The sequence below is a fragment of the Planctomycetota bacterium genome (genome assembly GCA_018242585.1).
Lineage (GTDB): Bacteria > Planctomycetota > Planctomycetia > Pirellulales > PNKZ01 > JAFEBQ01.
Genome location: JAFEBQ010000001.1, coordinates 98,228 through 122,137 on the forward strand (window position 1 = coordinate 98,228; position 23,910 = coordinate 122,137).

Consider the following 23,910-nt stretch of genomic DNA (forward strand, 5'->3'; position numbering starts at 1 on the left):
AAGGGAATACGCGATGAACGTGCAACTGCGATTGGCGGGTGGCAGCAAACTGGTAGCTCTGGTGCTAGCGGCACTGGCGGTCACCACGGCGCCGGCGCTGGGGCAGGGGTCTTCATCCGATGGCTGGGCCCCGGCGCGCGCCTCGCTGCGGGCACGTCCGCGGATCGACAGCTATGACGAAGCGGTCCGCCCGACCGCTCACTATGCTCCCGAACCGTCGCGCTACGCCGACGAGAACACCTACTTCGACACCGAACCGGCCTTCCAACAATCGGTGTCCCCGTGGCAACAACGCCCGATGGCGTCGAACTATCGCCGTCGCCCGGCGCTGACTTCGGTCGCGCGCACGTTGCCCTTTGCCGAAGACGAAGTCGTGCCGGCGCCGATCCCTGGTAGCAAACCGGGCGCTGAAGTCTACGAAGGGGACTACCCGTCCGACATGCCCTACGGCCCGGACATGGGCTACGACGACGAAGGGTTCGAGCCATGGAACGCGGGCCCTTACGGCGACGGCCGCTGCCCGATGTGCGGTCGTAGCGGCGAGTGGTACGACGTGATGGCCTGCGAACGGTTCCATCCGTGCAGCCTGCTGTCGTGGCTCAATGAATTGTCGATCTTCAGCGGCCCGCAAGCCTTCAAGAACCCGGTCGACCTGGGGCGCAACGGTAACTTTGGTTTTCACGCCGGCGCCAACTTGGGCGACGTGCTCTGGCACCGCCGCGGCATCGGCTATCAGGTCGGCGGCCAGTTCGTCGACACCAGCCTCAGTGGCAACCAGGCCAACGGCATGATCAACGGCGACTCGCGCAAGCAAGCGTTCTTCACCCTCGGCGTGTTCCATCGCGCCTTTTACGGCCGCGGCTGGCAAGGTGGCGTGGTGGTCGATTACCTGAACGACAACTACTACACCAACTCCAACCTGACCCAGATGCGGTACGAGCTGAGCATTATCGGCGCGAACGGCCACGAAATCGGCTACTGGGGGGCCGCCGGCACGCAAGGCCTGAACCAGACGTTCACCAACGGCGGCGCGACGGCCAACCAGCGCGTGCGCCCGCTGCCGATCAACGCCTTCTTCTATCGCAAGAACTTCGCTTCCGGTGGCCAGGCCCGGCTGTGGGGCGGCTTTACCGGCGGCATGTACGGCAATACCAACACGACTCGCACGGCGGGTGTCATCGGCTCGGACTATCGCGTGCCGCTGAGCAACCAGTGGGACTTGGTCGGTGGCTTCAACTACATCATCCCGTCGCAAGGTGGCACGTCGAATCAGATGGCAGAGAGCTTCGGCTTGTCGGCCAGCTTGGTGTTCTACCCGGGCCGCTGCCGCGATGGCGTCCACAACGGACCTTACCGCCCGTTGTTCGACGTGGCCAACAACTACAACTTCATCCTCGACAACCAGCCGCAGTAAGCGACGACTTCGCTGTTGCTGGAGCAGACGAAACAAACGAAACGACCCAGGGACAGCCGTCCCTGGGTCGTTTCGTTGAGAGCAGTTCTCGGAGCACTGTGGCGTGGGTGGCCCAGGTGCTTGCACCTGGGTGGCCGAAGGCCACAAGAAACCTCGGGCGCCGTCCCGCGTGGGTGGCGAGTTTCCATTTGGGTTGAGCGTACCCATCGAGTTTCTTGTTGCTGCGCAACACCGATGGCCAAGCCATCGGTGCCACCCCAGACGCGAGAATGTCGCGAGACGCGCTCTAGAGGCTTCATCAAGCCGCGTCGGCTGGCGAGTACTTCCAACTGGCCGCTTCTTCGCCGTCGAGCCGCAGCGTCAGGCACTTGGCGCTGCCGCCGGCTTTGACAAACTCGTCGAGTGGCGTTTCGTAAGGCTCGAACCCAGCGGCGCGTAATTGTCCGTGCAGCTTGGGACAACCCGAGTTGGTGATCACCGATTGCCCCACCACGACCGCATTGCAGGCGAATCGCCGGGCCTCTTCCAAGTCGACGGGGATCAACTCCGGGATCAGCGACGCGAGCACCTGTAGGCCATAGGCATCGAACGCGCCCGGGTAGTACAGCGCCAGGCCCGGCCGCAGCGGACAAAAGCACGTGTCGAGGTGATAGAAGTAGTCGCTCACCAGTTCCAGCGGAATGACGCGGCAGCCGATCATTTGGCCAATGCTCTGGTGCCCGCGGGCGTCGCTGCGAATGCGATAGCCGGCGAACAGCGTGTCGCCGCAGAACAGCGCGTCGCCCGCCCCCTCGAAGAACACGTCATCCGGCGCTCGCGCCACGCGGAAGCCTTGCTTCGCCAGCCAGGCGTCGAAGTACGGCTCTTCCCCCCGGCGCTGTGGATGCCGGAAGTGGGATAGGACCGCGGTTCGCCGAAACACCATCGCCGCGTTGGCCGTGAAGACCAGGTCGGGCAAGCCCGCGACCGGCTCCATCGCGTGTACCGTGGCGCCGACTTGCTCAAGCAGTTGGCGCAGCCTGAGCCATTGGCCAAAGGCCACGGTTCGATCGGCCTGCCGCGCGCGACTCATCCAAGGATTGATCTCGTATTCAATCCCGAAGAAATCAGGGGGACACATCAGGATGGTCGGCGTGGTTTTCACAGTAAAATCTGTCGGCACGGCTAACTCGTTCGCCAAGATGATTTCAGTGTCTACTATTCAGCGGCCAGCGATTCGACGTCTTGTACCAGCGCCCGTAGGAATGGCTCGACGTCGGTCACCAGCCCCACGGTTTGGAACGAGCCCCGATCGCGCAGCTTGATGACCGTCGAAGGGTTGATGTCGACGCATACCACTTTGACCCAGCCGGGCAGCAAATTGCCGACGGCAATCGAATGCAACGTGGTGGCGATCATCAAGCAGAGCGTCACCCCCTGGACCCTGCGGCGCATTTCGCGCTGAGCCGCGAGCGTGTCGGTAATCACGTCGGGCAGGGGGCCGTCGTCCCGAATGCTGCCCGCCAAGAGGAAATCGACGTCGTTCTTCACGCATTCGTACATGATGCCCGAGGTCAGCACACCGCGCTCGACGGCCTGGCGAATGCCGCCGATGCGACGCAGGCGGTTAATCGCGCGCAAATGGTGCTCGTGCCCCATCTCGACCGAGTGCCCTTGATCAAGCCGCACGCCCAGGCTGGTGCCGAACAGGGCGTGCTCGATGTCGTGGGTGGCCAGGGCGTTGCCGGCGAACAGCTTGTCGATATAGCCGCCGCGAATCAGCTTGCAAAGGTGCGGCACGCTGCCGGTGTGGACGATGGCCGGGCCGCCGACCAACAGCGTCTTGCCCCCTTCGGCGCGGGCACGCAACAATTCGCGCGCGATCTCGCGGATAGCCAAACCCTTCGGCTTTTCGGTCGAGACTTCGCTGGCCATGAACTCGAACATCGGACGGTGCGCGTCGCGCTCCTCGGGCAGCACGCGGACGCCGGCATGGCCGACGACAATTCCCTCGCCGCGCCGCACGTCGGTCATTGCCACGCAGCGGGCCGTGCCGGCCGCTGCGTCGACTTCGATGCCGCAGTCCATTTCCTGATCGGCCACGTCGACCCAGTGCCCCTCCAGGCGCACCTGGGTGCGCTGGTTCGTGGTGCTGTAAAAGCTTTCTGGAAACGCGCCGTCCATGTCGGCTTCGACCAGCCGGCAGTCTTGCAACGTGGTCGGCACGGCGCCGTGATCGGAGATTTGGGCCAGGATTTCACGCAACCGCGTTTCGGTCGGCGCCTTGACCTCGACCAGCGCCACGCTGGGGTCGTTGCGCGCCTGGCCGATCGAAATCTGCTTGATCCTGAACGAGCCCCCCGAGCTGGTAATGATGTCCAGCACCTTGGGCAGGATCAGGCTGTCGATGATGTGGCCGCGGACCTCGACGTCCTCGATCGGTTGCTCGTGGCCCGAGCGCTGCTGGGACGATTGGGAACCCATCGTGGTTGCTCCTTGATCGCCAAAGATTCGCGCACGCCAATCGGGCCCGGCCGGACGTGGCGTCGGCCGATTCGTTTCGGCGAAGCCGGCTGGGATCGGCAAAACCGCCTGAATCGCCCTGGCGCGCGACACCCCAATTCTAGGTCGGAATCGCAAAACCGGCCAAGTTCAATCGGGCCGGTGACACCCGGCGAGCGTCGATTCCGGCGTGCCTTAACCTGCTGTCGGCAGCCAACTTCACAGCATGTGCCGCGCCCCGTATAATGCCCCAGGGTGGTGAGCTGCCCAAGGCCGTCGAGTTGCGACAGGCCGCGCCGCCACCGAGACAGAACACCTTCGCACGGACTCGAACAGTTCATGACCGATCAGCCCAACCATTGGCAGTCGCTGGCCGACCAACTCGGCGCGCAGACGCCACCCGCTAGCACTCCGTCCGCCCAACCGACCCCGGAACCGACGCCCGCGCCTCGTCGCGAGCACCATGCCGCGCCGCGGCCCAAGCGCGCGGCCAATTGGACCGGCGTGGCGGTGAACCTGGGGATCGATCCACCTCCAGCGCCGCCGACACCCGTCGCTCCCCCCGCGCCGACGGCAAAGACAAGCAGTGAGCCGGTGCGCGAGCGCTTTGCCGACGAGGTTGAACCCGCCCGCGAAGCGCGCGATGACCAGTCGCGCCGCGAGCGCTCGTCCGAGCAGCGCCGTCGCGAAGGGCAAGGCGATCGCGAATCACGCGGCGGCAACTCGTATGGCGAACGGAGCGAGCAAGGCTCTCGTACCGAGCAGGGTTCTCGTACCGAACAGGGCGAACGTGGCGGCCACGGGGGACGCGGCCGACATGGCAATCGCGATGGCGGCCGTGGCGGCGATAGTCGAGGCGGTAATGAAGCTCGCAGCAGTGAAGCTCGCAGTGGCGGCGAAGGTCGCGGCGGTGAATCGCGCGGCAGTGATGATCGTGGCGAGCGCCAAGGGCGCGGTCGTCGTGGTCGAGGCCGCCGTGGCCGCGGTCGCGACGACCACGAACGCGCGGCACGTCCCGAGTCGCAACCTGTCTCGGACTCGCGAGAGGACGACGAGCTATTCGACGATCAGACGATCATCGAAGCCGAAATCGTCGACGTGGAAGCCGAACGCGGGCTAGGCCAAGCCGGCCCGGGCGACGAATCACGCCCGTCACGCGAGGACGAACCTCGCCGTCGTCGCCGTCGTCGTCGTGGACGCCGCGGCAGTCGTAGTGAAGGCAGTCGTAGTGAAGGCAGTCGTAGTGAAGGCAGTCGTAGTGAAGGCGGCCGTAGTGAAGGCGGCCGTCGCGAAGGTTCGCATCGTGGCGATTCTCCCAGCGGTGACGACTATCCTCGCGAAGATCGTCACGGTGATGCCGACGAGTCGATGGCCCGACTGGACGACGATGGCGGACGTGGGCACGACGAAGATCGCGGTCGCGAGTTCGAGGAAGAAGACGACATTTTCGACGAGCTGACCGGCGCTCCGGCCCAGCCCGCTTCGTCCGACGGGGAAGGCTCGCGCGATCGCGGCCGTCGCCCCCGCCGACGTCGCCGTGGTGGTCGTGGACGCGAGGAAGGCTCGGGCGCCGCCGCCCCGCGCGGCGAAGCGCGGACTCCCGACCGGCTCGACGATGCGCTGGCCGACGACGAGGACGATCTGCACGATACTCCCTACCGCGCCAGCCGGCCCGCCGCCGAGCACGATGAGGAGGACGGCCACGATGAGGACGACGACAGCGACATTCGCGTCGAGCATCGCGGCATTCCGTCCTGGGACGAAGCGATCGGCATGCTGGTCGACGCCAATCTGGAAGCGCGGGCCAAGAACCCGAACAGCGGTGGCGGTGGCGGTCGTCGCGGCGGCCGAGGTCATTCGCGCCGTGGCGGTCGCGGACGCGATCGCTAAGCGACTGTATTACTGCGGAAACTGCAAATCTGCGGAACACTCGCGGCGGTCGCATCGCCGCCGCGCACCTGCGGCACTGAACCGTCGCGCCGCACACGATCGAGCAAAGGTCGGCACGCCATGCACGATCAGCACGCCGCGCAGCCGCGCTATCAGGAACTTTTGGCCGGGTTGCGCAAGCAGTTCCCCCAGCCGGTTTCCGACCCGGTTCACGACGCGTATGTGGTCTTCTCGATCCTCCGCGCGCTGAACGAAGTCGATCGGCTGAAGTCCCAGTCGCCCCTGCTGGGGCAGCCCACGCCGGCCGACTTTGGCGCGGCCTTGCACGCGCGGATGACCGACGCCGGACTGCCGCTCGAAGAGTGCATCGGCCAGTTGGTGAAGCATCTTGAAGGGCTCTACATCTGGGGGCATCCGCTCAGCCAGATCAACGTCATCCCGCCTCCGTCGCTGGCCGGGATCATCGGCGTGTTGCTGGCCAGCACGTACAACCCGAACTTGTGCAGCGACGAAAGCGGCCACGGCGTCTCGGCCGCCGAGGCCCGGGCCATTGCCATCGCGGCCGACCTGGTGGGTTTCGATCCCGATCAGGTCGGCGGGGCGTTCACCTTTGGCGGCACGGGGGCCATGCTCTATGCCGTGAAGGTCGGGCTCGAAAAGGCCCTGCCCGACACGATTCAGCGGGGCATCTACGGCCGGCCGGTGGTGCTGGCCTCCAAAAGCAGTCACTACTCGGTTACCAACGTGGCCAGTTGGCTGGGCATCGGTCACGACAATGTACGACTAGCGCCGAGCAAGCACGACAACGCCGTCGACCTCGACGCGCTCGAAGCCCTGGCCCGCGAGTCGCTGGCCGGCGGCGAGCACCTGGCCGCGATTGTCGCCACCATGGGCTCGACCGACGCCTTTGGTATTGATGATCTGAAACAGATCGTCGATCTGCGCGACCGTCTGGTCACCGACTATTCGCTCGCCTATCGGCCACACGTCCATGCCGACGCCGTGATCGGCTGGGCTTGGAGCGTGTTCAACGATTACGACTTTGTCCGCAACGAACTCGGCTTCCGCGGCCGCACGGTGCGGGCCTTGGCGGCGGCCCATCGGCGGATACATCATTTGGGTCTAGCCGATTCGATCGGCATCGACTTCCACAAGACCGGCTACGCGCCGTACATTTCGTCGCTGATCCTGTTTCGCCAGGCCAGCGACCTGAAACACATCTCGCGCCGCCGCGAAGAGATGCCCTACCTGTTCCAATCGGGGCATCACCATCCGGGCATGTTCACCTTGGAGACCAGCCGCAGCGGCGCGGGGCCGATGGCGGCGCTGGGCAATTTGCTGATGTTCGGCAAGGAAGGACTGCGGACGTTGCTGGGCCACGCGGTCGAAATGGCCGAGGTGCTGCGCGAGCGGCTCGAGGCGCATCCGAACCTGACGGTGCTCAATGGCGAAAACGTCGGCCCGGTGACGCTGTTTCGCGTTTACCCTAACGACGTCGACACGTTCAGCATCAAGGATCGCGAGCAATCGGATCGCAAGTCGCAGGCGGCGCTGCTGGAATACAACCGGCTCAACCGCCGCGTGTTCGAGCGGGTGAACGCCGCGGCGATCGAAGGGCGGGGCGTGGTGCTGTCGATGACCGACTGCTACCGCGAGTCCGATTTCGGCACGCCGATAGCGGCGCTCAAAAGCTACGTCCTGTCCCCGTTCACCGACGAAGAGCGAATGGTGTCGATCGTCGATGACGTGCTACGCGCCCGGGACCAGGTCCTGGCTGAAGAAGCGCCGTAACGACGCACAAATGATGCTGCGCACCCCTTGGCGCAGGCAGCAGGTGCGAGAAACGCAACCATCTTCGCCAGGCAAAGAGGCACGCGCGACAAACACCCCTCCCTTTCAGGGAGGGGCAGGGGGGAGGGTCGAGATGTTACCGGCCATTCGGCCATTTCCAGCGGATCACAGAACTACGTTGAGATCAAACCGAAGTCAGCGAAAAAAACTGCTAGGCTAACCTGCGTTGGTGAGTCACGCCGGGCGGAGTTAGTTGCTTCAGTGAATTTCAACTCAAGCAGCGGATGCCTGTAGACTGGGCTGGCATCGGCGTCCCGATTTATTTTCTTGAATCGCGTCACATCGACCGAGGGGTATAAAACATTATGAATCATAATGTGGCCATCCGTTTCGCCACGATCTTTGCCAGCCTTCTTGTCGTGCTCACGGGGTGTGGAGACGTGATTTCCCCGAAACAACGTCTTCGGCGATCGTTGGAAGAGTTGACAGCGGCAAAGACTCCAGAAGAACGATTCTACGCCCTGAACGATGCTGCCAAACAGAGTTTTGTCGTTGGCAATATCGAAAATGCTCAGAAGTACGCGAATGAGTTGATCGACTTCTTGCCAGAGTTCAAACGGAATTGGAACTATGGCAATGCGGTGCAGGACGCAAATCTAGTGCTCGGCCGTATCGCAGTCCGTGATGGACGCATAGACGAAGCCAAGAAGTATTTGCTTGAATCAGGTAATAGCCTGGGCTCGCCCCAAATGAATTCGTTTGGCCCAAATATGAGCCTGGCTAAAGATCTACTTGAGAAGGGAGAACGAAAGGCGGTCCTAGATTATTTCGAGCTATGCAGGAGATTCTGGAAACTGCACGGTGGGCGATTGGATAAGTGGAGCCAAGAAGTCGAGGCTGGGAAAATACCCGAGTTTGGTGCCAACTTGGAATACTGAAACGCCGCTGGCACAATCGCGCGGGTGACATCGACCCAAGCGTTGTTGGAACGCGCAAGTAGCCGCGGCTCGATGGCTGTCGGGTGAGCTCCGACATTGATCCCTCGCCGCCGCCCTTTCGCCGGCTTTTCGCAATGGGTCAGCCGGAAAATGCTGGATTCCTGGGTTGCCGTGAGACTACGATGTGGGCGCGGGGACCGGACAGACGGGACGCCCATTCATTGGCAAGGGAGACTGACGATGCGTCGAGTTGCTTTGGCTCTGGTGACGGTGGTCGTGCTGGTCGCAATGGTCTCGACGGCTAGCGCCTTTCATCATCGTCGCGGGTACGCCTGCTACGGCGGTGGTTGCTCGAGTAGTTATGGAGGGGGCGGGTACTACGGCGGTGGGGGCGGCTATTACGGTGGCTACCCCGCGTACGGCTACGGCGCTTACTACTCGCCGTATAGCTATGGCGCATATTACACGCCGGCATACGGCTACTCGTCGTACTATGGCGGCTACGGTGGTTATGGCTACGGCTATTACCCGAGCTATTACTACGGCGGCTACGGCGCTGGCTACGGTGGCTGGGGCATGGGCTGGTACTAGAGCAGCTCTCAAGAGACGGTAGCGGGGGTGGCACGTCCCAAGCGCAGCGCAGGGCGTGGGGAATCGCCCATCAAATATCGGGGGCGGTACATGCTTCCCCACGCCCGAAGGACGGGCGTGCCACCCAGACGCTAGAACCTGGCGAGAAGCGCTTTAGAGCGGCCCTTCAGAACTGTTCGGTCGCGCATCACTTGGCGCGAGGTCGCTTGGCCTGCGGCGCGTTGACCCTCCCTCAGTCCCTCCCTGAAAGGGAGGGATGTTTGTCGCTCGCGCCGGGCAGCTTGTTCACGTGGCGCGCTGTTTGTTCTTGGGGGTGGCGCCGCGCTGTTGAATGTGACGCGAACGTAATCGAACTGACGATTCGGCAACGCTTGCTTGACGTTGCGCGCCAACTCGCCGTAGGATGCCAAGAGAGGCTTGTCCAAGGTAGCTTCTCTCGTCGCTCAAGCTTACGCGAGGTATCCGATGCGTCGCGCGGCACTGGCTGGCTTACTGATCGCGATCTTCACGGCAACCGTTTTTGTGGTTAACGTCGCCAGCGCCCAAGCGCCGGCCGTCTATCCTTCGTGGCCGATGTTGCCCACCGGCTCGACCGTCTACACGGGGCCGGCCAGTCCCGTCGGCGGCGTGGCGCCGTGGGGCTCCAATCAAGTGGCGACTGGCTTTGCGCCCTATCGACCCGTTTCGCCCGATCCGTTCGGGCCCTACACGCTGATCGGCGGCTACGCCCGCGCGGCCCTGACCGCGCCGCAACCGACGGGGCACGAGATCCTGCCGCTGGGGCCGAACGGCTACACCTATCGCCCGACCTACGCAGGGGGCGTGCCGGTATCGGCCAACCCGACCGCGGCGGCGTACGGTATTTCGGGCATTGGACCATTGCCGATGTCGAGCGTGCCGGGGAGCGCCCTGCCGGCCTTCACGCCGCAAGCGCCCGGGGCGGTCGATCGCGTGGTGGCCGAGTTTCGCGCCGGCAACTACCAGGCGGCGCTAACCGAGGTGAACCAGTGGCTCGCCGCCGAGCCAAACAACGGCGCGGCTCAGCAATGGGCGATGCACTGCCACTTTGCCCTGCGGCGTTACGACGCGGCCGCCGACGCGCTGAGGCGGATGGTGCGCTTGTTGCCGTCCGAGTCATGGACCGAGGTGCTGAACCGGTATCGCGATTACTACGTCAGCTCGCGCTACACCGAACACCTGGCGGCGCTGGAGCAATGGGTGCAGGAACACCCGAATGACGAGCCGGCGCGATTGCTGCTGGCCTATCACGCCGGCGCGCTGGGCATGCGCGAGCAGGCGATGCGCCATTTGCAACAGGCGGCCCAACTGGCGCCGGGAGATGAAACGGTCGGGTTGCTATTGGCCCGCTGGGGCGCGCAACCTGCGGGGAATGCAACCGCGCCGGTAACGCCATCGGCGATTCCGCGCGGGCCCGTGGGACCGGTCGTGTTCTGAATGCGTGAATTCGACCACGACGACACGACGAACACGACGTAAATCCAAGTTATCCTACGTCGTGACCGTCGTGCCGTCGTGGTCGATTTTCTTTTCCTGCTCGGTTGGAAGGGAACGGTGCGGAAAGACACCGCTCTACCGTGGGTGGCCCAGGTGCTTGCACCTGGGTGGCCGAAGGCCACAAGAAACCTCGAGCGCCGTCCCGCAGGAGTGGCAAGTTTCTACTTGGGTTGCGCGTGCCCCTCGAGTTTCTTGTTGCTGCGCAACACCGATGGCCGAGCCATCGGTGCCACCCGGCGCGGGCCCGTGGGACCGGTTGTGTTTTGATACACGACGACGGCTAGCGCTCGATCTCACTCCGAGGGCTTAATTCGACCACGACGGCACGACGTAAGACGATTTGAATTTACGTCGTGTTCGTCGTGCCGTCGTGGTTGATTTTCTTTTCCTGCTCGGCGGGCAGGAATGCTGCTCGCTAGCCACAACGCCTAGATTCCCGCCTGCGCGGGAATGACGGAATGCCGGGTGAATTGCTCTAACGCTTGATGGCGTCGAACTCGGCGGGCAGGTCGCGCACCTCGGCGCCGCCGGCGGCCGCCAATTGCAACAACTGCTTGGCCTGTTCCAGGTCGCTCTTGGGATCGACGGCCATGAACGCGGCCAGGAACATTCGCGAGTTGGGATCGTCCTTGGCCAGCCAGCGCTCGGCCAACACCCGGGCTAGATTCGGCGGCAGCTTGTCGCGGAAGAACTCGCGGTTCTTCCCTTCGACGCGCATGGTCAGCTTCTTGTCGGTCTTCTCGATGACCACGCCGACGACGTTGGTGGTGGCCGAAGCGAGTTCGTCATTGTCCTTCAGCCCCTTGTAACCTTCATCGGCGGCCACCCAGAACTGGGTCACCGCTTCGACCAACTGCTTGGTCCGCTCGACGGCGGCCATCGACTCGGCCGAGCTGGCCTCGACCAGGGCCAGGTCCAGATTCTCTTGGGCGCGGTCCATGGCGTGTTCAGCCAGGGCGGTGCGCACCGCGATCAGCGAGCGAGTCACCGACGAGGTTTCCTCGGGCGTCGGCGCTTCGCGCACCGAGGTCATGGCCTTGGGTTTTCCGCTCGTGTCGGCATTCATGGCCGAGGCCATGGCGTTCTCGACCGGCTGGCGATTCTTGGCTGCTTCGGCGCGGCGCATGGCGTCGGGATTTGCCGGCGGCGCCTTGGTCGTCATCTCGCGCTGAGGATCATCCGCGGGACGGCGGCGCGGCACGCGCGGCGTCGTGGCTGGCGATGTTTTAGCCGGTGGCTCCATCCCGGTGTCGTGGTATTCGCGCGCTGGCCCGGCCGGGCCGCCGGCGTTGGCTTGCTGGTTGCCGCCCGCCGCTTCACCGTCGAGCGATTGCAGTAGATCGGTGTGGTTGTAGACGTAGTACGTGCCGCCGGCCGAAGCAGCCAGCAAAAAGAGCGCAACGAGCACCAGGCCCATCGAGCTCGACTGCTGACGACGGCGCGCCATCGTGTTGTACGAAGGGCCAACCGACGGCGTGGCGGCACCAAATGGAGACGCGGCTTGCATGGGCATGCCCATTGCCGGCGCGGCCATCATCGGCTGGCCCGCCATCATGGGCGCCATCATTGGTTGACCGGGCATCATCGGCTGGCCTGGCATGACAGCCTGGGCCATCGGTTGCGCGCCCAGCGGCATGGCGACCGAGGCGCCAGGATAGCCACCCTGGGGCATCGCCATCGGCGCGGTCATGCCGGGCATGGCCATCGCGGTGGCCACGGCGGGCGCTGCCATGGCCGGCGCGGCTTGCGCGGTTGGAGCAGCAGGCGCCGGGGCCGGTGCTGGCCCGGGCTTGGCGGCGGGCTCGGCAATGCCTAACTGCGCGCGCAGTCCGGTGTCGTATTGCTTGCGACTGGCCGGGGCCAGCAACGTCGCCTTGGCCTGATTGACCTCAGCCACCAGACGCTGTGCCTGGTCAGCTTGAGGACCAGCCATGTGAGGTTGCAACCTGGCCAATTGCCGGGCCGCCCCTTCGGCAATCTTGGGGGGTTCGGACACAAACGGTTGCAGTCCCAACAGTTGGTACAGATTCAGGGGACGCTGCCCCTGCGGGATGCCAAGCCAGGCATGATAGGGATCGAAATTCGGGGCCACTTACACATCTCCAGCCAATCGACAATAAGGGGGCGCGCAAGGCGACTTGCCCAGGCGCGGCCCCCGTCGATTGGTTTTACCTGCCCTTTGGATACCAGAACGTCAACAACAGTTCCTGTTCACTATAGTTATGACGCGAAACCCTGAACAGATAACACAAGATTCGTAAGAAACGAACCAAAATTGGATCGGACGCGATGCGAATCGTCGACGCCAGCGAGCGCAAGCTTAGCGCATGGCGCACGTTAACCCGGCAGCAGTTTGCTGCGGTAATAATGACGGCGCAATCACTTATTGCGTTTCGGGCCGATATTCTCGGGCGCGTCAGCAGCCTGATCGGTCGCTGGCTGGATCGCCTGGGACAGGCTTTCAACTTCGCAGCCCGCCGGCGCTGGCAATCGCAGCAAGCTGGCTAAAGTGGGGGCCATCGCGGCTGGCGACACCCGATCGGTGAACTTGCCGGCCCGGATGCCATGTCCCCAGAACAACAAGGGGACGTGCGTGTCATAGGCCCACGGGCTGCCGTGCATGCCCGGCGTCGCGCCCAACACCACGTAGGGACGGAAAGCGTACAGCACATCGCCGCTCCGTTCCCAATTGAACGATCGGCGGAACTTCTCGGCCAACGGCGACAGCGAATCGGCCGACGCCAACTCCGAGCGCGTGAAGGCCGCGGCCACGTCAGGGTCGTCGAGCAACGTCTGCCGGACCACTTCATGGGCACGCTGGCGCTTCGCGCCGGCCAGTTGCGGATGTTTCAGATGCAAATAGACCGACGAGTCGTCGATGTCCTGGACGTAGGGCGTATCTTTTGGCGCGGCGCCGAACTCGGCTTCAAGCGCTTGCTCGACTCGGCTTTGCAGAACCTGGACATAGTTCTTCCCCAGCCGCGACGCCGGCAGCCGCAAGTTGATCGCGTACTCGGGCAACGGCGCCACGCCATGATCGGAGCTGAGCGTCATCAGCCAAGGTCGATCGCCGAGTTGCTGTCCGATGAAACTGGCCAGCTCGGCCAATTGCAAGTCGGTGCGACAGGTCATGTCCTGGACTTCCAGGCTGTGCGGCCCGAACTTGTGCCCCACATAGTCATTTGAAGATAAGTTGATGCACAACAAGTCGATCCCCGGCCCGCGACCGAGCTTCTCGGCTTCGATCAACAAGCGCGCCACGGCCAGGGTCATGTCGTTGCCCATCGGCGACGTGCTCATGGTCTCGTGGTATTTCTTGTCCGTGGCTTCGGGAAGTTTGTGCGGAAAGCCGCGGCCTGAGCCATCGAGTTGCCCTTCAAACACGGCGTCATCGGCGTAGTGCAGGACGTAACGCCCCGCCGGGTGGAGCAGATTCCACGTCTGGCCGGCATAGGCCTTAGCCGCGCCGCCTTCGTTGTAAACGCGCAGATACGACGGCAAGTCGTTTCGGTAATAGGTGCTGGTCACCCAGTTGCCGCTGGCCGAGTCAAACCAATAGGCCGCGTCGGCGGCGTGGCCAGCCATGAGAATCGACGCTCGATCTTTCAACGCCACGCCAAACACACGATGCCGGCGGTCGCTCAGCTTCAGCACATCGCCGACCGTGCCGACCAGCATGTTGCGCGGCGATTTGCCCTTGCCCGCGCCGACCGTGCCAACCAAGTCGGACTGTTTGTCATCGACGCAATACAGCTTGGCGCCACGGCCGTCGTTGGCAAAGCGATCGAGCCAGTCGTTGTCGATGATGCCGGTCGAACCAGGAAAAGCGCCGCTCAGCAGCACGCTGTGCCCCGGTCCTGTCTTGGTCAAGGCGTGGGCGTGGTGACAGTTGGAAAAGACCGCCCCTTCGTTGAGGAAGCGGAGGAACATCCCCTGGGTACTGAACAGCGGCCGCATCCGCTCGAGATAGTCGTAGGGGAATTGATCGATGCTGACCGCCACGACCAGCCGGGGGGGCCCGGCCAGCGCGAACGAAGCCAACCAACACAGAATTAGGGCCAGCGCAAATCGCTTCATCGAAGGTCTCGTGCGTGAGAAGGTGGGAGGGACGAACGGCGGGGTGGGTCGATGGCGCGCGGCAAAGCGCCGGGACAACCTGCCCAATGCTTCGCCATACCGGCTCATTATCCTAAGCCTGTTGTGGCTTCGCCAGGGTTGACCCGGCATAACTCATTGATTTTGAATCTTTCGGTAACCTAGAATCGGCGTCGACGGGGGCTATTGCTCCCGCCGTGCAGGGCATAAGTCTCGTCGCCCCACGACAACCTGACATTCCGCTTGAGAGCACCCACTGTATGAGCCATCGACTTCGCCGCTGGGCCTGGGCCCTTGCCGGCCTGTGCATTGCATCGTTCGCCGCGGCCGCCGAGCCGGCCAAGCCCGCCGCTCCCGCCAAGCCCAAAGCGCCGCCGGTCGAAATGCCGGCGATTCGTTTGCTCTGGCCCGACGGCGCGCCGGGAGCGGTCGGCAGCGAAGACCTCGACAAGCCGGGGTTGTGGATCTATCTGCCCCCGGCGGACAAGGCCAACGGCACGGCGGTCGTCGTCTGTCCGGGCGGCGGCTATGGCGGGCTGGCACTCGATCACGAAGGGAAGCAGATCGCCGAGTACCTGAACGGGCAGGGGATCGCGGCCTTTGTGCTGCGCTATCGATTGGCGCCGCGCTATCGTCAGCCTTCGCCGATGCTCGATGTGCAGCGCGCGCTGCGCACGGTACGAGCCGGCGCCCAGCAATGGAACCTCGATCCCAAGCGAGTCGGCGTGATGGGCTTCTCGGCCGGGGGTCACCTGGCCAGCACCGCCGCCACGCATTTCGATCAAGGCAAGACCGACAGCAGCGATCCGGTCGACGCGGTCAGTTGCCGCCCCGACTTTGCAATTCTGTGCTACCCGGTGATCGCGTTCGGAACCGACTATGTTCATCGTGGCTCGCAGAACAACCTGCTGGGTCCGGAACAGGATCCGAAGCTGATCGAGTTCTACGCCAGTCACAAGCACGTCACGCCCGAGACGCCGCCGACGTTCCTGTTCCACACCGACGCCGACGCCGCGGTGGTGCCCGAGAATAGCGTGTTGTTCTACCTGGCTTTGCGCAAGGCGAAGGTGCCAGCCGAACTGCATATTTACGAGCCGGGCAAGCATGGCGTCGGGTTGGCCAAAAGCATCCCGGCGTTGGCCGCGTGGTCCGACCGGCTGACCGATTGGCTGCGTGAACACAAGCTGCTCGAGCGCGCCGACGCCCAGTGAACATGATGGCCGTGGCGCGCCCGGCGCGTTGCGAACGTGGTGAGGTGTACGATGCGCGCGTTGGTAACTGGCGCTACGGGGTTCATCGGTCGGGCGCTCGTGGCTCGGCTGGGCGAAGTGGTCGTGGTGTCGCGCGACGCGGCCCGCGCCAAGCAAGCGTTTCCCCAGGCCGAAACATTCGCCTGGGATCCGATGCGCGAGCCGTTGCCGGCCGCGGCCCTGCGGGACGTCGAAGTCGTGTTTCACCTGGCCGGCGATTCGGTGGCCGAGGGGCGTTGGACGGCGGAAAAGAAGCGGCGGATTCGCGAGTCGCGCACCTTGGGGACGGCGAACCTGGTCCGCGGCATCGAGGCGTCCACGGCGCGGCCCCGCGTGCTGGTATCGGCCTCGGCGGTGGGCTACTACGGCTCGCGCGGCGACGAAGTGCTCGAGGAAACCTCGTCGCCCGGGCACGATTTCCTGGCCGACGTCTGTGTCGAGTGGGAACAGTCGGCGGCCGCAGGCGAGAAACTGGGCGTGCGCGTGGCGAACCCACGCACCGGGATCGTGCTGGGGCGCGGCGGAGGCGCGCTGTCAAAAATGTTGCTGCCGTTTAAGCTGGGCGCTGGCGGGCGACTGGGCTCGGGACGACAGTGGATGCCCTGGATTCATCTGGCGGACCTGGTCGGCATCTTCCTTCACGCGGCTACAAGCGATCAGGTGCGCGGCGCAATCAATGGCGTGGCGCCAAATCCTGTGACGAATATCGAATTCACCAAGACGTTGGCCCGCGCGTTGCACCGGCCGGCAATCATGCCGGCCCCCGAGTTCGCACTGAAGCTGGCCATTGGCGAGTTTGCCGAGGTGCTGCTGGGATCCCAGCGCGTGGTCCCGCGGGTGGCCGAGCAGACCGGCTATCGATTCCAGTTCCCGACGCTCGAGGGGGCGCTTGGCGAGATTCTAGGCGCGGCGACCTGAGCGCGGTCCTTTCAAGGCGCAGTGGAACAGGTGCCCGGCATGTCGGCTTCGTATCGTCTGGAACGCCTGCAACTCATCAAGCGCCCGCTCGATGATGTGTTCGCGTTCTTCTCGAACGCCCACAACCTGGAAGCGATCACGCCGGGGTTCCTGCGGTTTCAGATCACCACGCCGGACCTCATTGTCATGCAGGTCGGCACGCTAATCGACTACCGGCTCCGCCTACTCGGCATTCCGTTCCAGTGGCAGTCGCGGATCGATTGCTTTGAACCGAACCAGCGATTTGTCGATGTCCAGACGCGCGGGCCTTATCGGCGGTGGCATCACCTGCACGAGTTCACCACGGTCGATGGAGGAACATTAATGATCGACGAGGTGGATTACGAAATGCCGCTGGGACCGCTGGGCGCACTGGCCCATGTCTTGTCGGTGCGGCGGACGCTGGACCAGATCTTCGACTATCGCCGGGACCGGATTGTCGAACTGCTCGAGCGGCGTTAGAGCAATTCTCAAGAGTATCCACCGTTAACTCCCCCAAGCCGGCGGCTCGGCCGCCGATCTCGGTGGCAAAGCCACCGGCTTGGTAGACATGCCAACGCTTCATTGAATCGAGAAGCACTCTCGCCAATGGCTAAGATTGAGTTCGCGGCGTGTGTGCAGTTTCGGGTTGAACTGACCGATGGTTTGGCGGATGATTCAAGTAGGCGGGCAACAATGCGATTCACCCTGGATTCGGCAGCACGGAATCACCACCATGGCGACCGCCAAGATCGACGTCGTCGGACCAGAAGAGACTCCGCTGGTCGCACAAATGTACGGGCAAGTCTTCCGCCCGCCGCATGACGTCGAGTTCTTCCGCCGTCGCTTTCTGGGGCGGCACAACGTGCTGCAGCTTGTCGCGAGTCTGGACGAGCAGCCGGTCGGGTTCTTCACCGGCTTCGAGTTGAAACCCGGCGTGTTCTTTTGCTGGCTGTTCGGCGTGCTGCCCGATTGCCGGCGGCAAGGGATCGCCTCGCAACTGATGAACGCGGCGCACTCTTGGGCCGCACAGCAAGGCTACGAGACGGTTCGCTTTGAGTGCCACAACCAGCACCGGCCAATGTTGCACCTGGCCATTGAACAGCAGTACGACATTGTGGGCATCCGCTGGGATCCGGATCGGCAAGCCAACTTGATCATCTTTGAGAAGACGCTGGGCGAGTCGGAATAAATCACACCCCACGATGCTGCGTGATTTATGTTATTAGCCCCCGGTGAGTCACCGGGGGCCGAAGCATGTACCAATGCAACCCCCGGTCATTGACCGGGGGCTAAAGCGTCGATACTGCGACGGTCGCGCCGTCATGCCACCGGCGCGGTGGTATTCACGGCCGCGGGATCGCCGCCGAGCGTGCCGAGGTTGACGAGCGGCGCCGGGGGCGTCGGGCTGCTGAAACGAGCCGTGTTCTCGCCGCTCAGTCGGGCGCTACGCAGTGTTTCGTCGGCGCGGCGCGCCAAACTGTTGGCGTCTTCCTGGGCATCGAGTTCCGCAATGCCGCTAGTGACCGTGACCACTTCGATCTCTTCCAACTCAACCACGCAACAACCCAAGGCCGACAACAGCCGCCGACTGGCGTGGCTGGCTTCGACGGTCGAGATGCCGGGCAGGATGACCGTGAATTCTTCCCAGCCATAGCGCGTGACCATGTCGCTGTCGCGGACGGCGGCGCAGATGATCTGGGCCACTTTGCGCATCACCTGGTCGATGGCTTCCTGGCCGTGCAGGCTGCCGATCCGCGCCAGGTTGTCGACGCCCACGACCAGCAGCGACAACGGCTGGCCGCTTTGCCGGGCTTCTTGCACGCGGCGACGCAACTCGTCGCTGAAGGCGCGGCGATTGGGCAAGCCGGTCAGCACGTCGGTGCGGGCATCGACGTTCAACGCGGCCACGTATTGGGCATAGTGCTGGGTGCGGGCCGTCAGCTTGGCTTCGCCCGAGTCGTCGCCGCGTGACGGCAAGGCCGACTGCGGGACGATGGGGTGGCAAGTCTGGCCATCGTGAAAATAACCGCCCGGCATGCAGGCTTCGCGGGCCACGCCCAGCGCGGTATCGGCACGGCGCGGCAGCGAGCGCAGGTTGTCGTTGCTGGCGATCTCGGCCACGCCGACAAAGGACAGCGGCGCAATCGATTGATCCCCCTTCAACACTCCCTGGCGGCCAATGTTGGCCAACAGCCGTTCGGCCGCGCGCGTGGCGTCGTGCAAGGCGGTCATCGGCAGCAAGATGGCAAACCGATCGGCCGAGACCCGGGCGATCTGGTCCATGTCGCGCATGGTGCCGGCCAAGGCGTGGGCGGCACGCTGCACCAGGTCATTGGCGGCGTCGGTGGTGCCGACGGCGTGCGACCAATGTTCCAAGTCAATCTCGAACAACAGCACCGAGAAGATAGCGCCGCTGCGATTCCACTCTTCAAAGCGACCAGCCAGCGCGTCGTCAAAGGCGCGGCGATTGGGCAGCCCGGTCAGCGCGTCGGTGCGCACGGCCGAAAGTTGCAAGTTGATCTGTCCGGCCTCGGTCGACAGCAAATGCTCGGTGGCCACCAGCCGGTTCAACAGTTTCTTGTTGGTCAGGACGATCTGGCTGACCGAATCGAGCAGCACGCGCTCGTCCATCCGCGCCGAGCCAGGATTGGGCTTGAGCAGGTCGTGCGTGATCTCTTCCAAGCGGGCGGCGTATTTGCCCACCTCGTCGGCCACGCCGGTGACCATTTCCTGAACGGCGATCATCGTGGTCCGCAGCCGCTCCTCGCGCCACGATTCAGCACGGACGCGGCAATGTTTCAGCCACCAGCCCATGCCGACGCCGACCATCGAGGTAATGGCGACCGCCACGGCAATCGCCAGCCCGTCATAAAGGAAGTTGGACCAGATCATGGCGAAAAACTCAGTAATCAAAGGGGGCCAATACGGCATTTCACAGACCGCTCTCAAATACGCAAGGCAGGAAAATGCAACGCGAGACCAGCCGCGATGGCCCCCAGCGGCTGGCGTGAACGGCGACACGCGAACCAGTCGGCGCGCAACCATTCAGTCAATGCATAGGTTGCAATTCCCACGGCGTCAAAATCGCTAGGCATTTGACCTAATGCGACAACCGCTACGATCGGACCAGCGCGCAAAAAACGTCTTTCACTACCCGAGCGGGGTACGCTCGGGCCGGAAAGGGCGTTGCGATCGTGTCGATGGTGGGGGTCGGAGGTTTACCCCTTTGGCCGCTCTCGCCGACACGATGTTCAAGAACTGGGACCGGCTTCGTTAATCATGCCCCCACAGGTTAATCATTGGAACGGCCACGCTACTGGTGCGCGAATCGGCGGTAAAACGCGGCACGTTGTTGCCAGCATGTCGTTCTACTATATTCGGGGGGGCTCGTATCGATCGGGAAATCTAGGTGTACGCCCATGGCAGTTACCATCGCCCGTTTTCTGGAGTGCCTGAACTCTACGAGTGCGCTCAGTACTGAAGAACTTGCGAAGGTTCAGTCCGCCTATCCGCCTGACACCCGATCCCAAGACGCCGACGAATTGGCGCGCGGGTTAGTCCAGCAAGGCAAGCTCACGCGCTATCAAGCCGCGGCGATCTTTCAAGGCAAATCGGACAGCTTGGTGTTGGGCAACTATCTGCTGCTCGACAAGCTGGGCGCGGGTGGGATGGGTCAGGTGTTTCGCGCGCGGCACCGGCGGATGGACCGCGTCGTGGCTTTGAAGGTGCTGCCGAAAAAGGCCTTGGCTTCCCCTGACGCGGTGGCGAGATTTCAACGCGAGGTCAAGGCGGCCGCCAAGCTGACTCATCCTAATATCGTCACCGCCCACGATGCCGATGAAGCCAATGGCGTGCATTTCTTGGTGATGGAGTATGTCGACGGAAACGACTTGGCCAGCCTCGTGAAGAAAGCAGGGCCATTGCCCGTTGCCAAAGCGTTGTCAATGACCGCGGGCGCGGCACGTGGTCTTCAGCATGCGCACGCTGAAGGAGTAGTTCACCGCGACATCAAGCCGGCGAATCTGATCGTCGACAAGAAGGGACAGGTCAAGATTCTCGACATGGGTTTGGCGCGACTCGACGAAGGCTGCGTTGTCGACGACGCGTCGGCAACGCCGCAAGGAAATGACCTGACTCAGGCGGGTACGGTCAATGGAACGGTCGATTACATGGCTCCCGAGCAGGGGCTCGACATGCACGCCGTGACTGACCGGGCCGACATCTACAGCCTTGGCTGCACCCTGTTTTTCCTGCTAACCGGCAAGACGCCTTACACCGGCGATTCGATGGTCAGGCGGCTGTTGGCTCACCGCGACTCGCCGATTCCATCCATTCGCGCGGTTCGCCCCGAGGTTCCCGAACCGGTCGACAAGCTTTTCCAACGCATGATGGCGAAACGCCCCGAGGATCGTCCCACTGCTACTGAACTGATTTCGCTGCTCGAAGGCAAGCCCGGAGCTCCTGCACCGGTCGCATTGCCGAATGCCACGTCCAAGCAGCCGGCAAGCACGCCGCGGACGACATTGGCCAGCGAGCCACCGCGGCGCAAATCGCCCGTTCTGCTAGTGGCCGGCGGCAGCTTCGCCGTGGTCCTGGCGCTCGGCATCGCTTACGTCGTAATGTCGGGCGGCGACGGCGAATCAAAGCCCACTGAGATCGCGGCGAACGATCAATCTCAAGCTAGCGTCGTGGCAGCCAAGCAAGCCATTGCCCCAACCACGACTTCGAAGCCGAAAATTGTCGACGAACTGCCGACTGGTGACACTCTTCCGGCCACAGCGGCGTCTCCTGCTATGGTGCCAAAGGAAACTGAGGCCGCGACGACTAGTCCAATACCCAGACCTGAAACAAGCAAGCCCCAAGCCCCAGCCAACGAATCAAAGGCTAACCCACCTTCGTCACCACCGAATTCGGTAACGCCTCCGCCGTCGAGCGTTCCAGCACCGCCTTCCGCCCCTCAGTTGGCTTTGACGCCGCCCCCCGCCGATGCGGCTCCAACGCCAACAGCCAAGTTTGACCCTGCGGTCGAACGCCGCATGGCGGAGTGGGCGATCAGCATGGGAGGCAGAGTCGAGTTCCTTATCGACGGTCAGAAGCCAACGATCGTTACCAGCCTCGATCAGTTGCCCACTCCGCAGTTTACGGTTTTGGCGATCGAAGTGCCCCGCAACCGCAAGGTCAACAATGACTCACTGAAACCCCTGCTTGAACTGAATCGACTGAGCCGCTTGGTCGTATCAGACACGTCGATCGACGACGGCGCATTTGCGTACATCGTCAAGATGCCGTGGCTCACCACGCTTGGTGTCGCCGATACCAAAATCACTGACGCGGGCATCGACGTACTTGCGGCGCATCCCAAATTAGAGGTGCTGAACGCGTCGAATACGGCCTTAACCGATCGCGCCTTGCAGAGTCTGGCCCGCAACAAGCAATTGCGGTTCATCCACGTGAATCGCACCAAAATCACCGACGCGGGCCTGCTGTACCTCAATGAACTTCCGCAGTTACTCGGCATATCCGTGGGAGAAGGCAAGGTTACCGATCGGGGCGTGAAGAACCTGGAGCCGAATGCCGACCTGACCCATTTGGCCCTCAGTGGCTTGAGTCTGACTGACACCTCGGTGGATATTCTGTCTCGGCGCACGATTCTCAAGCAATTGATTCTGCGCGACACGAATGTCACCGATCGAAGCGTCGAGAAGTTGACTGGCATGACGTCACTCTTGGAATTGTCGGTTGCCAGCACGCAAATCTCGCTGGCGGGATTTGAAAAGTTGAAGTCGGCGCTCCCGACATGTCGGTTGGACTGGTCGCCTCCCAAGCCTGCGTCTTCAGTAGCCAGCGACGCACCCGCGGCTCAGCGACTCATTCCGATCGACACTGCCAGCCGAGCCCCCATTCCTGCAAACTCCGACCAAGAGAAAGCATTGCAAGTTCTGAAGGATGTTTTCCGGGATGGTTACACCGCCGCCAAGAAGCCCGAAGAAAAAGCAGCGCTCGCCAGCCAACTGTTCAAGCAAGCGGGTGAAACTCGCGACGATGCGACATCGGCTTATGTCATGCTGACGGAAGCTCGCAACTTGGCCATCGATGCCGCTGATGCGGCAATGCTTGTGCGTGTTGCGCAAGAATTGGCCGGTCGATTTGAGATGAGCCCCTGGAATGCGTTGGCTGAATCACTAGAAAGCGCCACGCAAAAATCACATCCTCTTCCGGCATTTAAGTCCATCGCTGAAGCCGCACTGGGGCGCATTGACGAGGCTCTGGACGACGATCAGTTTGACGCGGCCAAACGGCTGGGGGACGTGGCGCTGGCCGCGGCGCGAAAGTCGAAGGATGCGGCCACGCTCAAAGCCGCCGTTGATCGGAACAAGAGCCTGGCCGCGTTGAAGCAACAATGGGATGCCGTCGAGGACGCGAAGGCCACCTTGGCCAACAAGCCCGATGATCCCGAAGCGAACCTGACGCTAGGGCGCTATCTGTGTTTTGTGAAAGGGGACTGGGTAGCGGGTTTTGCCAAGCTAGTGCAAGGAAGTGATGCCACGTTGAAGGAACTGGCCACGAAAAGCATGGCTGATCCGCAGGATGGCGCGGGGCAAGCCGAGATTGGTGAAACATGGGCCAAAGCCGCCGATGCCGCAAAAGGCAAAGCGAAAAGCGAGCTTCAAGCAGGGGCGCGATATTGGTACGCCAAGGCACTCCCGGTTCTGACCGGTTTAGCGAAGGCAAAGGCGGAGCAGCGCATCAAGCAATTGGGGCCTGACGAATCAGTCGCCAGTCGCGCCACGCCATCTTCCGCTCGCCCCATTCGTCGCGGCGCAGTGTCGCCAATGGAGCAGTTGGCGCGCGACCGTAAGGGGGCCGAGTGGGTACTTGGGCGACGGGGCAAGGTCGGCATTTTGTACCCCGGGCTGAGCAAGGAACAGGAAATCGAGCGTGTCGTCGACCTGCCGCAGCACCCCTTTGGGCTGGTGAAGGTTGAGTCAGCAACCACCGGCAGAGC

Annotated in this window: 16 protein-coding genes; 11 read left to right on the top strand and 5 right to left on the bottom strand. The window is 63.2% G+C overall.

Annotation, left to right across the window (positions count from 1 at the left end):
* Window positions 1-13 precede the first annotated feature (13 nt).
* Entirely contained in the window at window positions 14-1,414 is a 1,401-nt protein-coding gene (locus tag JSS27_00405; protein MBS0207388.1) for a hypothetical protein, read from the top strand.
* A gap of 298 nt (window positions 1,415-1,712) precedes the next feature.
* On the opposite strand, the gene JSS27_00410 is transcribed toward JSS27_00405, so the two are convergent.
* Both JSS27_00410 and JSS27_00415 read right to left on the bottom strand, forming a co-directional pair.
* Window positions 1,713-2,534 carry an amidinotransferase gene (locus tag JSS27_00410; protein ID MBS0207389.1) on the bottom strand — a complete coding sequence of 274 codons (822 nt, stop codon included), beginning with the start codon at window positions 2,532-2,534 and terminating at the stop codon, window positions 1,713-1,715.
* A 77-nt stretch (window positions 2,535-2,611) separates the two neighbouring features.
* Window positions 2,612-3,877 (bottom strand): TIGR00300 family protein, encoded by a 1,266-nt coding sequence (locus JSS27_00415; GenBank protein MBS0207390.1) that lies wholly within the window; start codon window positions 3,875-3,877, stop codon window positions 2,612-2,614.
* A gap of 357 nt (window positions 3,878-4,234) precedes the next feature.
* Here JSS27_00415 and JSS27_00420 point away from each other — a divergent pair, with 357 nt between their 5' ends.
* From JSS27_00420 to JSS27_00440, 5 genes are all read left to right on the top strand, one after another.
* Window positions 4,235-5,785 carry a hypothetical protein gene (locus JSS27_00420; protein MBS0207391.1) on the top strand — a complete coding sequence of 517 codons (1,551 nt, stop codon included), beginning with the start codon at window positions 4,235-4,237 and terminating at the stop codon, window positions 5,783-5,785.
* Between the two features lie 120 nt (window positions 5,786-5,905).
* On the top strand, window positions 5,906-7,576 hold the full coding sequence (locus JSS27_00425; protein ID MBS0207392.1) for an aspartate aminotransferase family protein: 1,671 nt from the start codon (window positions 5,906-5,908) through the stop codon (window positions 7,574-7,576).
* Window positions 7,577-7,953: 377 nt separating this feature from the next.
* A complete protein-coding gene (locus tag JSS27_00430; protein MBS0207393.1) occupies window positions 7,954-8,514 on the top strand; it encodes a hypothetical protein in 561 nt (186 codons plus the stop codon).
* Between the two features lie 240 nt (window positions 8,515-8,754).
* Complete coding sequence (locus JSS27_00435) at window positions 8,755-9,105, top strand: hypothetical protein (GenBank protein ID MBS0207394.1); 351 nt, start codon at window positions 8,755-8,757, stop codon at window positions 9,103-9,105.
* A gap of 465 nt (window positions 9,106-9,570) precedes the next feature.
* Window positions 9,571-10,560, top strand: a complete 990-nt coding sequence (locus tag JSS27_00440; GenBank protein MBS0207395.1) for a tetratricopeptide repeat protein — start codon at window positions 9,571-9,573, stop codon at window positions 10,558-10,560.
* Between the two features lie 535 nt (window positions 10,561-11,095).
* Here JSS27_00440 and JSS27_00445 read toward each other — a convergent pair.
* Together JSS27_00445 and JSS27_00450 are read right to left on the bottom strand one after the other, a co-directional pair.
* Window positions 11,096-12,712, bottom strand: coding sequence for a hypothetical protein (locus JSS27_00445; protein ID MBS0207396.1), 1,617 nt, complete (start codon window positions 12,710-12,712; stop codon window positions 11,096-11,098).
* 287 nt (window positions 12,713-12,999) lie between these two features.
* The gene (locus JSS27_00450; protein ID MBS0207397.1) at window positions 13,000-14,697 is read right to left on the bottom strand and encodes an alkaline phosphatase family protein; all 1,698 of its coding nucleotides are present in this window, start codon (window positions 14,695-14,697) and stop codon (window positions 13,000-13,002) included.
* 401 nt (window positions 14,698-15,098) lie between these two features.
* On the opposite strand from JSS27_00450, the gene JSS27_00455 reads away from it, so the two are divergent.
* From JSS27_00455 to JSS27_00470, 4 genes are all read left to right on the top strand, one after another.
* Window positions 15,099-15,926 (top strand): alpha/beta hydrolase, encoded by an 828-nt coding sequence (locus JSS27_00455; protein ID MBS0207398.1) that lies wholly within the window; start codon window positions 15,099-15,101, stop codon window positions 15,924-15,926.
* Window positions 15,927-15,977: 51 nt separating this feature from the next.
* Window positions 15,978-16,883, top strand: a complete 906-nt coding sequence (locus tag JSS27_00460; GenBank protein MBS0207399.1) for a TIGR01777 family oxidoreductase — start codon at window positions 15,978-15,980, stop codon at window positions 16,881-16,883.
* Between the two features lie 39 nt (window positions 16,884-16,922).
* Complete coding sequence (locus JSS27_00465; protein MBS0207400.1) at window positions 16,923-17,384, top strand: SRPBCC family protein; 462 nt, start codon at window positions 16,923-16,925, stop codon at window positions 17,382-17,384.
* 253 nt (window positions 17,385-17,637) lie between these two features.
* Entirely contained in the window at window positions 17,638-18,093 is a 456-nt protein-coding gene (locus JSS27_00470; GenBank protein ID MBS0207401.1) for a GNAT family N-acetyltransferase, read from the top strand.
* A 131-nt stretch (window positions 18,094-18,224) separates the two neighbouring features.
* On the opposite strand, the gene JSS27_00475 is transcribed toward JSS27_00470, so the two are convergent.
* Window positions 18,225-19,796: a diguanylate cyclase gene (locus tag JSS27_00475; GenBank protein MBS0207402.1), complete on the bottom strand. Its 1,572-nt coding sequence runs from the start codon at window positions 19,794-19,796 to the stop codon at window positions 18,225-18,227.
* 527 nt (window positions 19,797-20,323) lie between these two features.
* Between JSS27_00475 and JSS27_00480 the strand changes: the two genes are divergently transcribed.
* Window positions 20,324-23,910 (top strand): protein kinase (locus JSS27_00480; protein MBS0207403.1); only part of this gene is annotated, 3,587 nt, incomplete at its 3' end.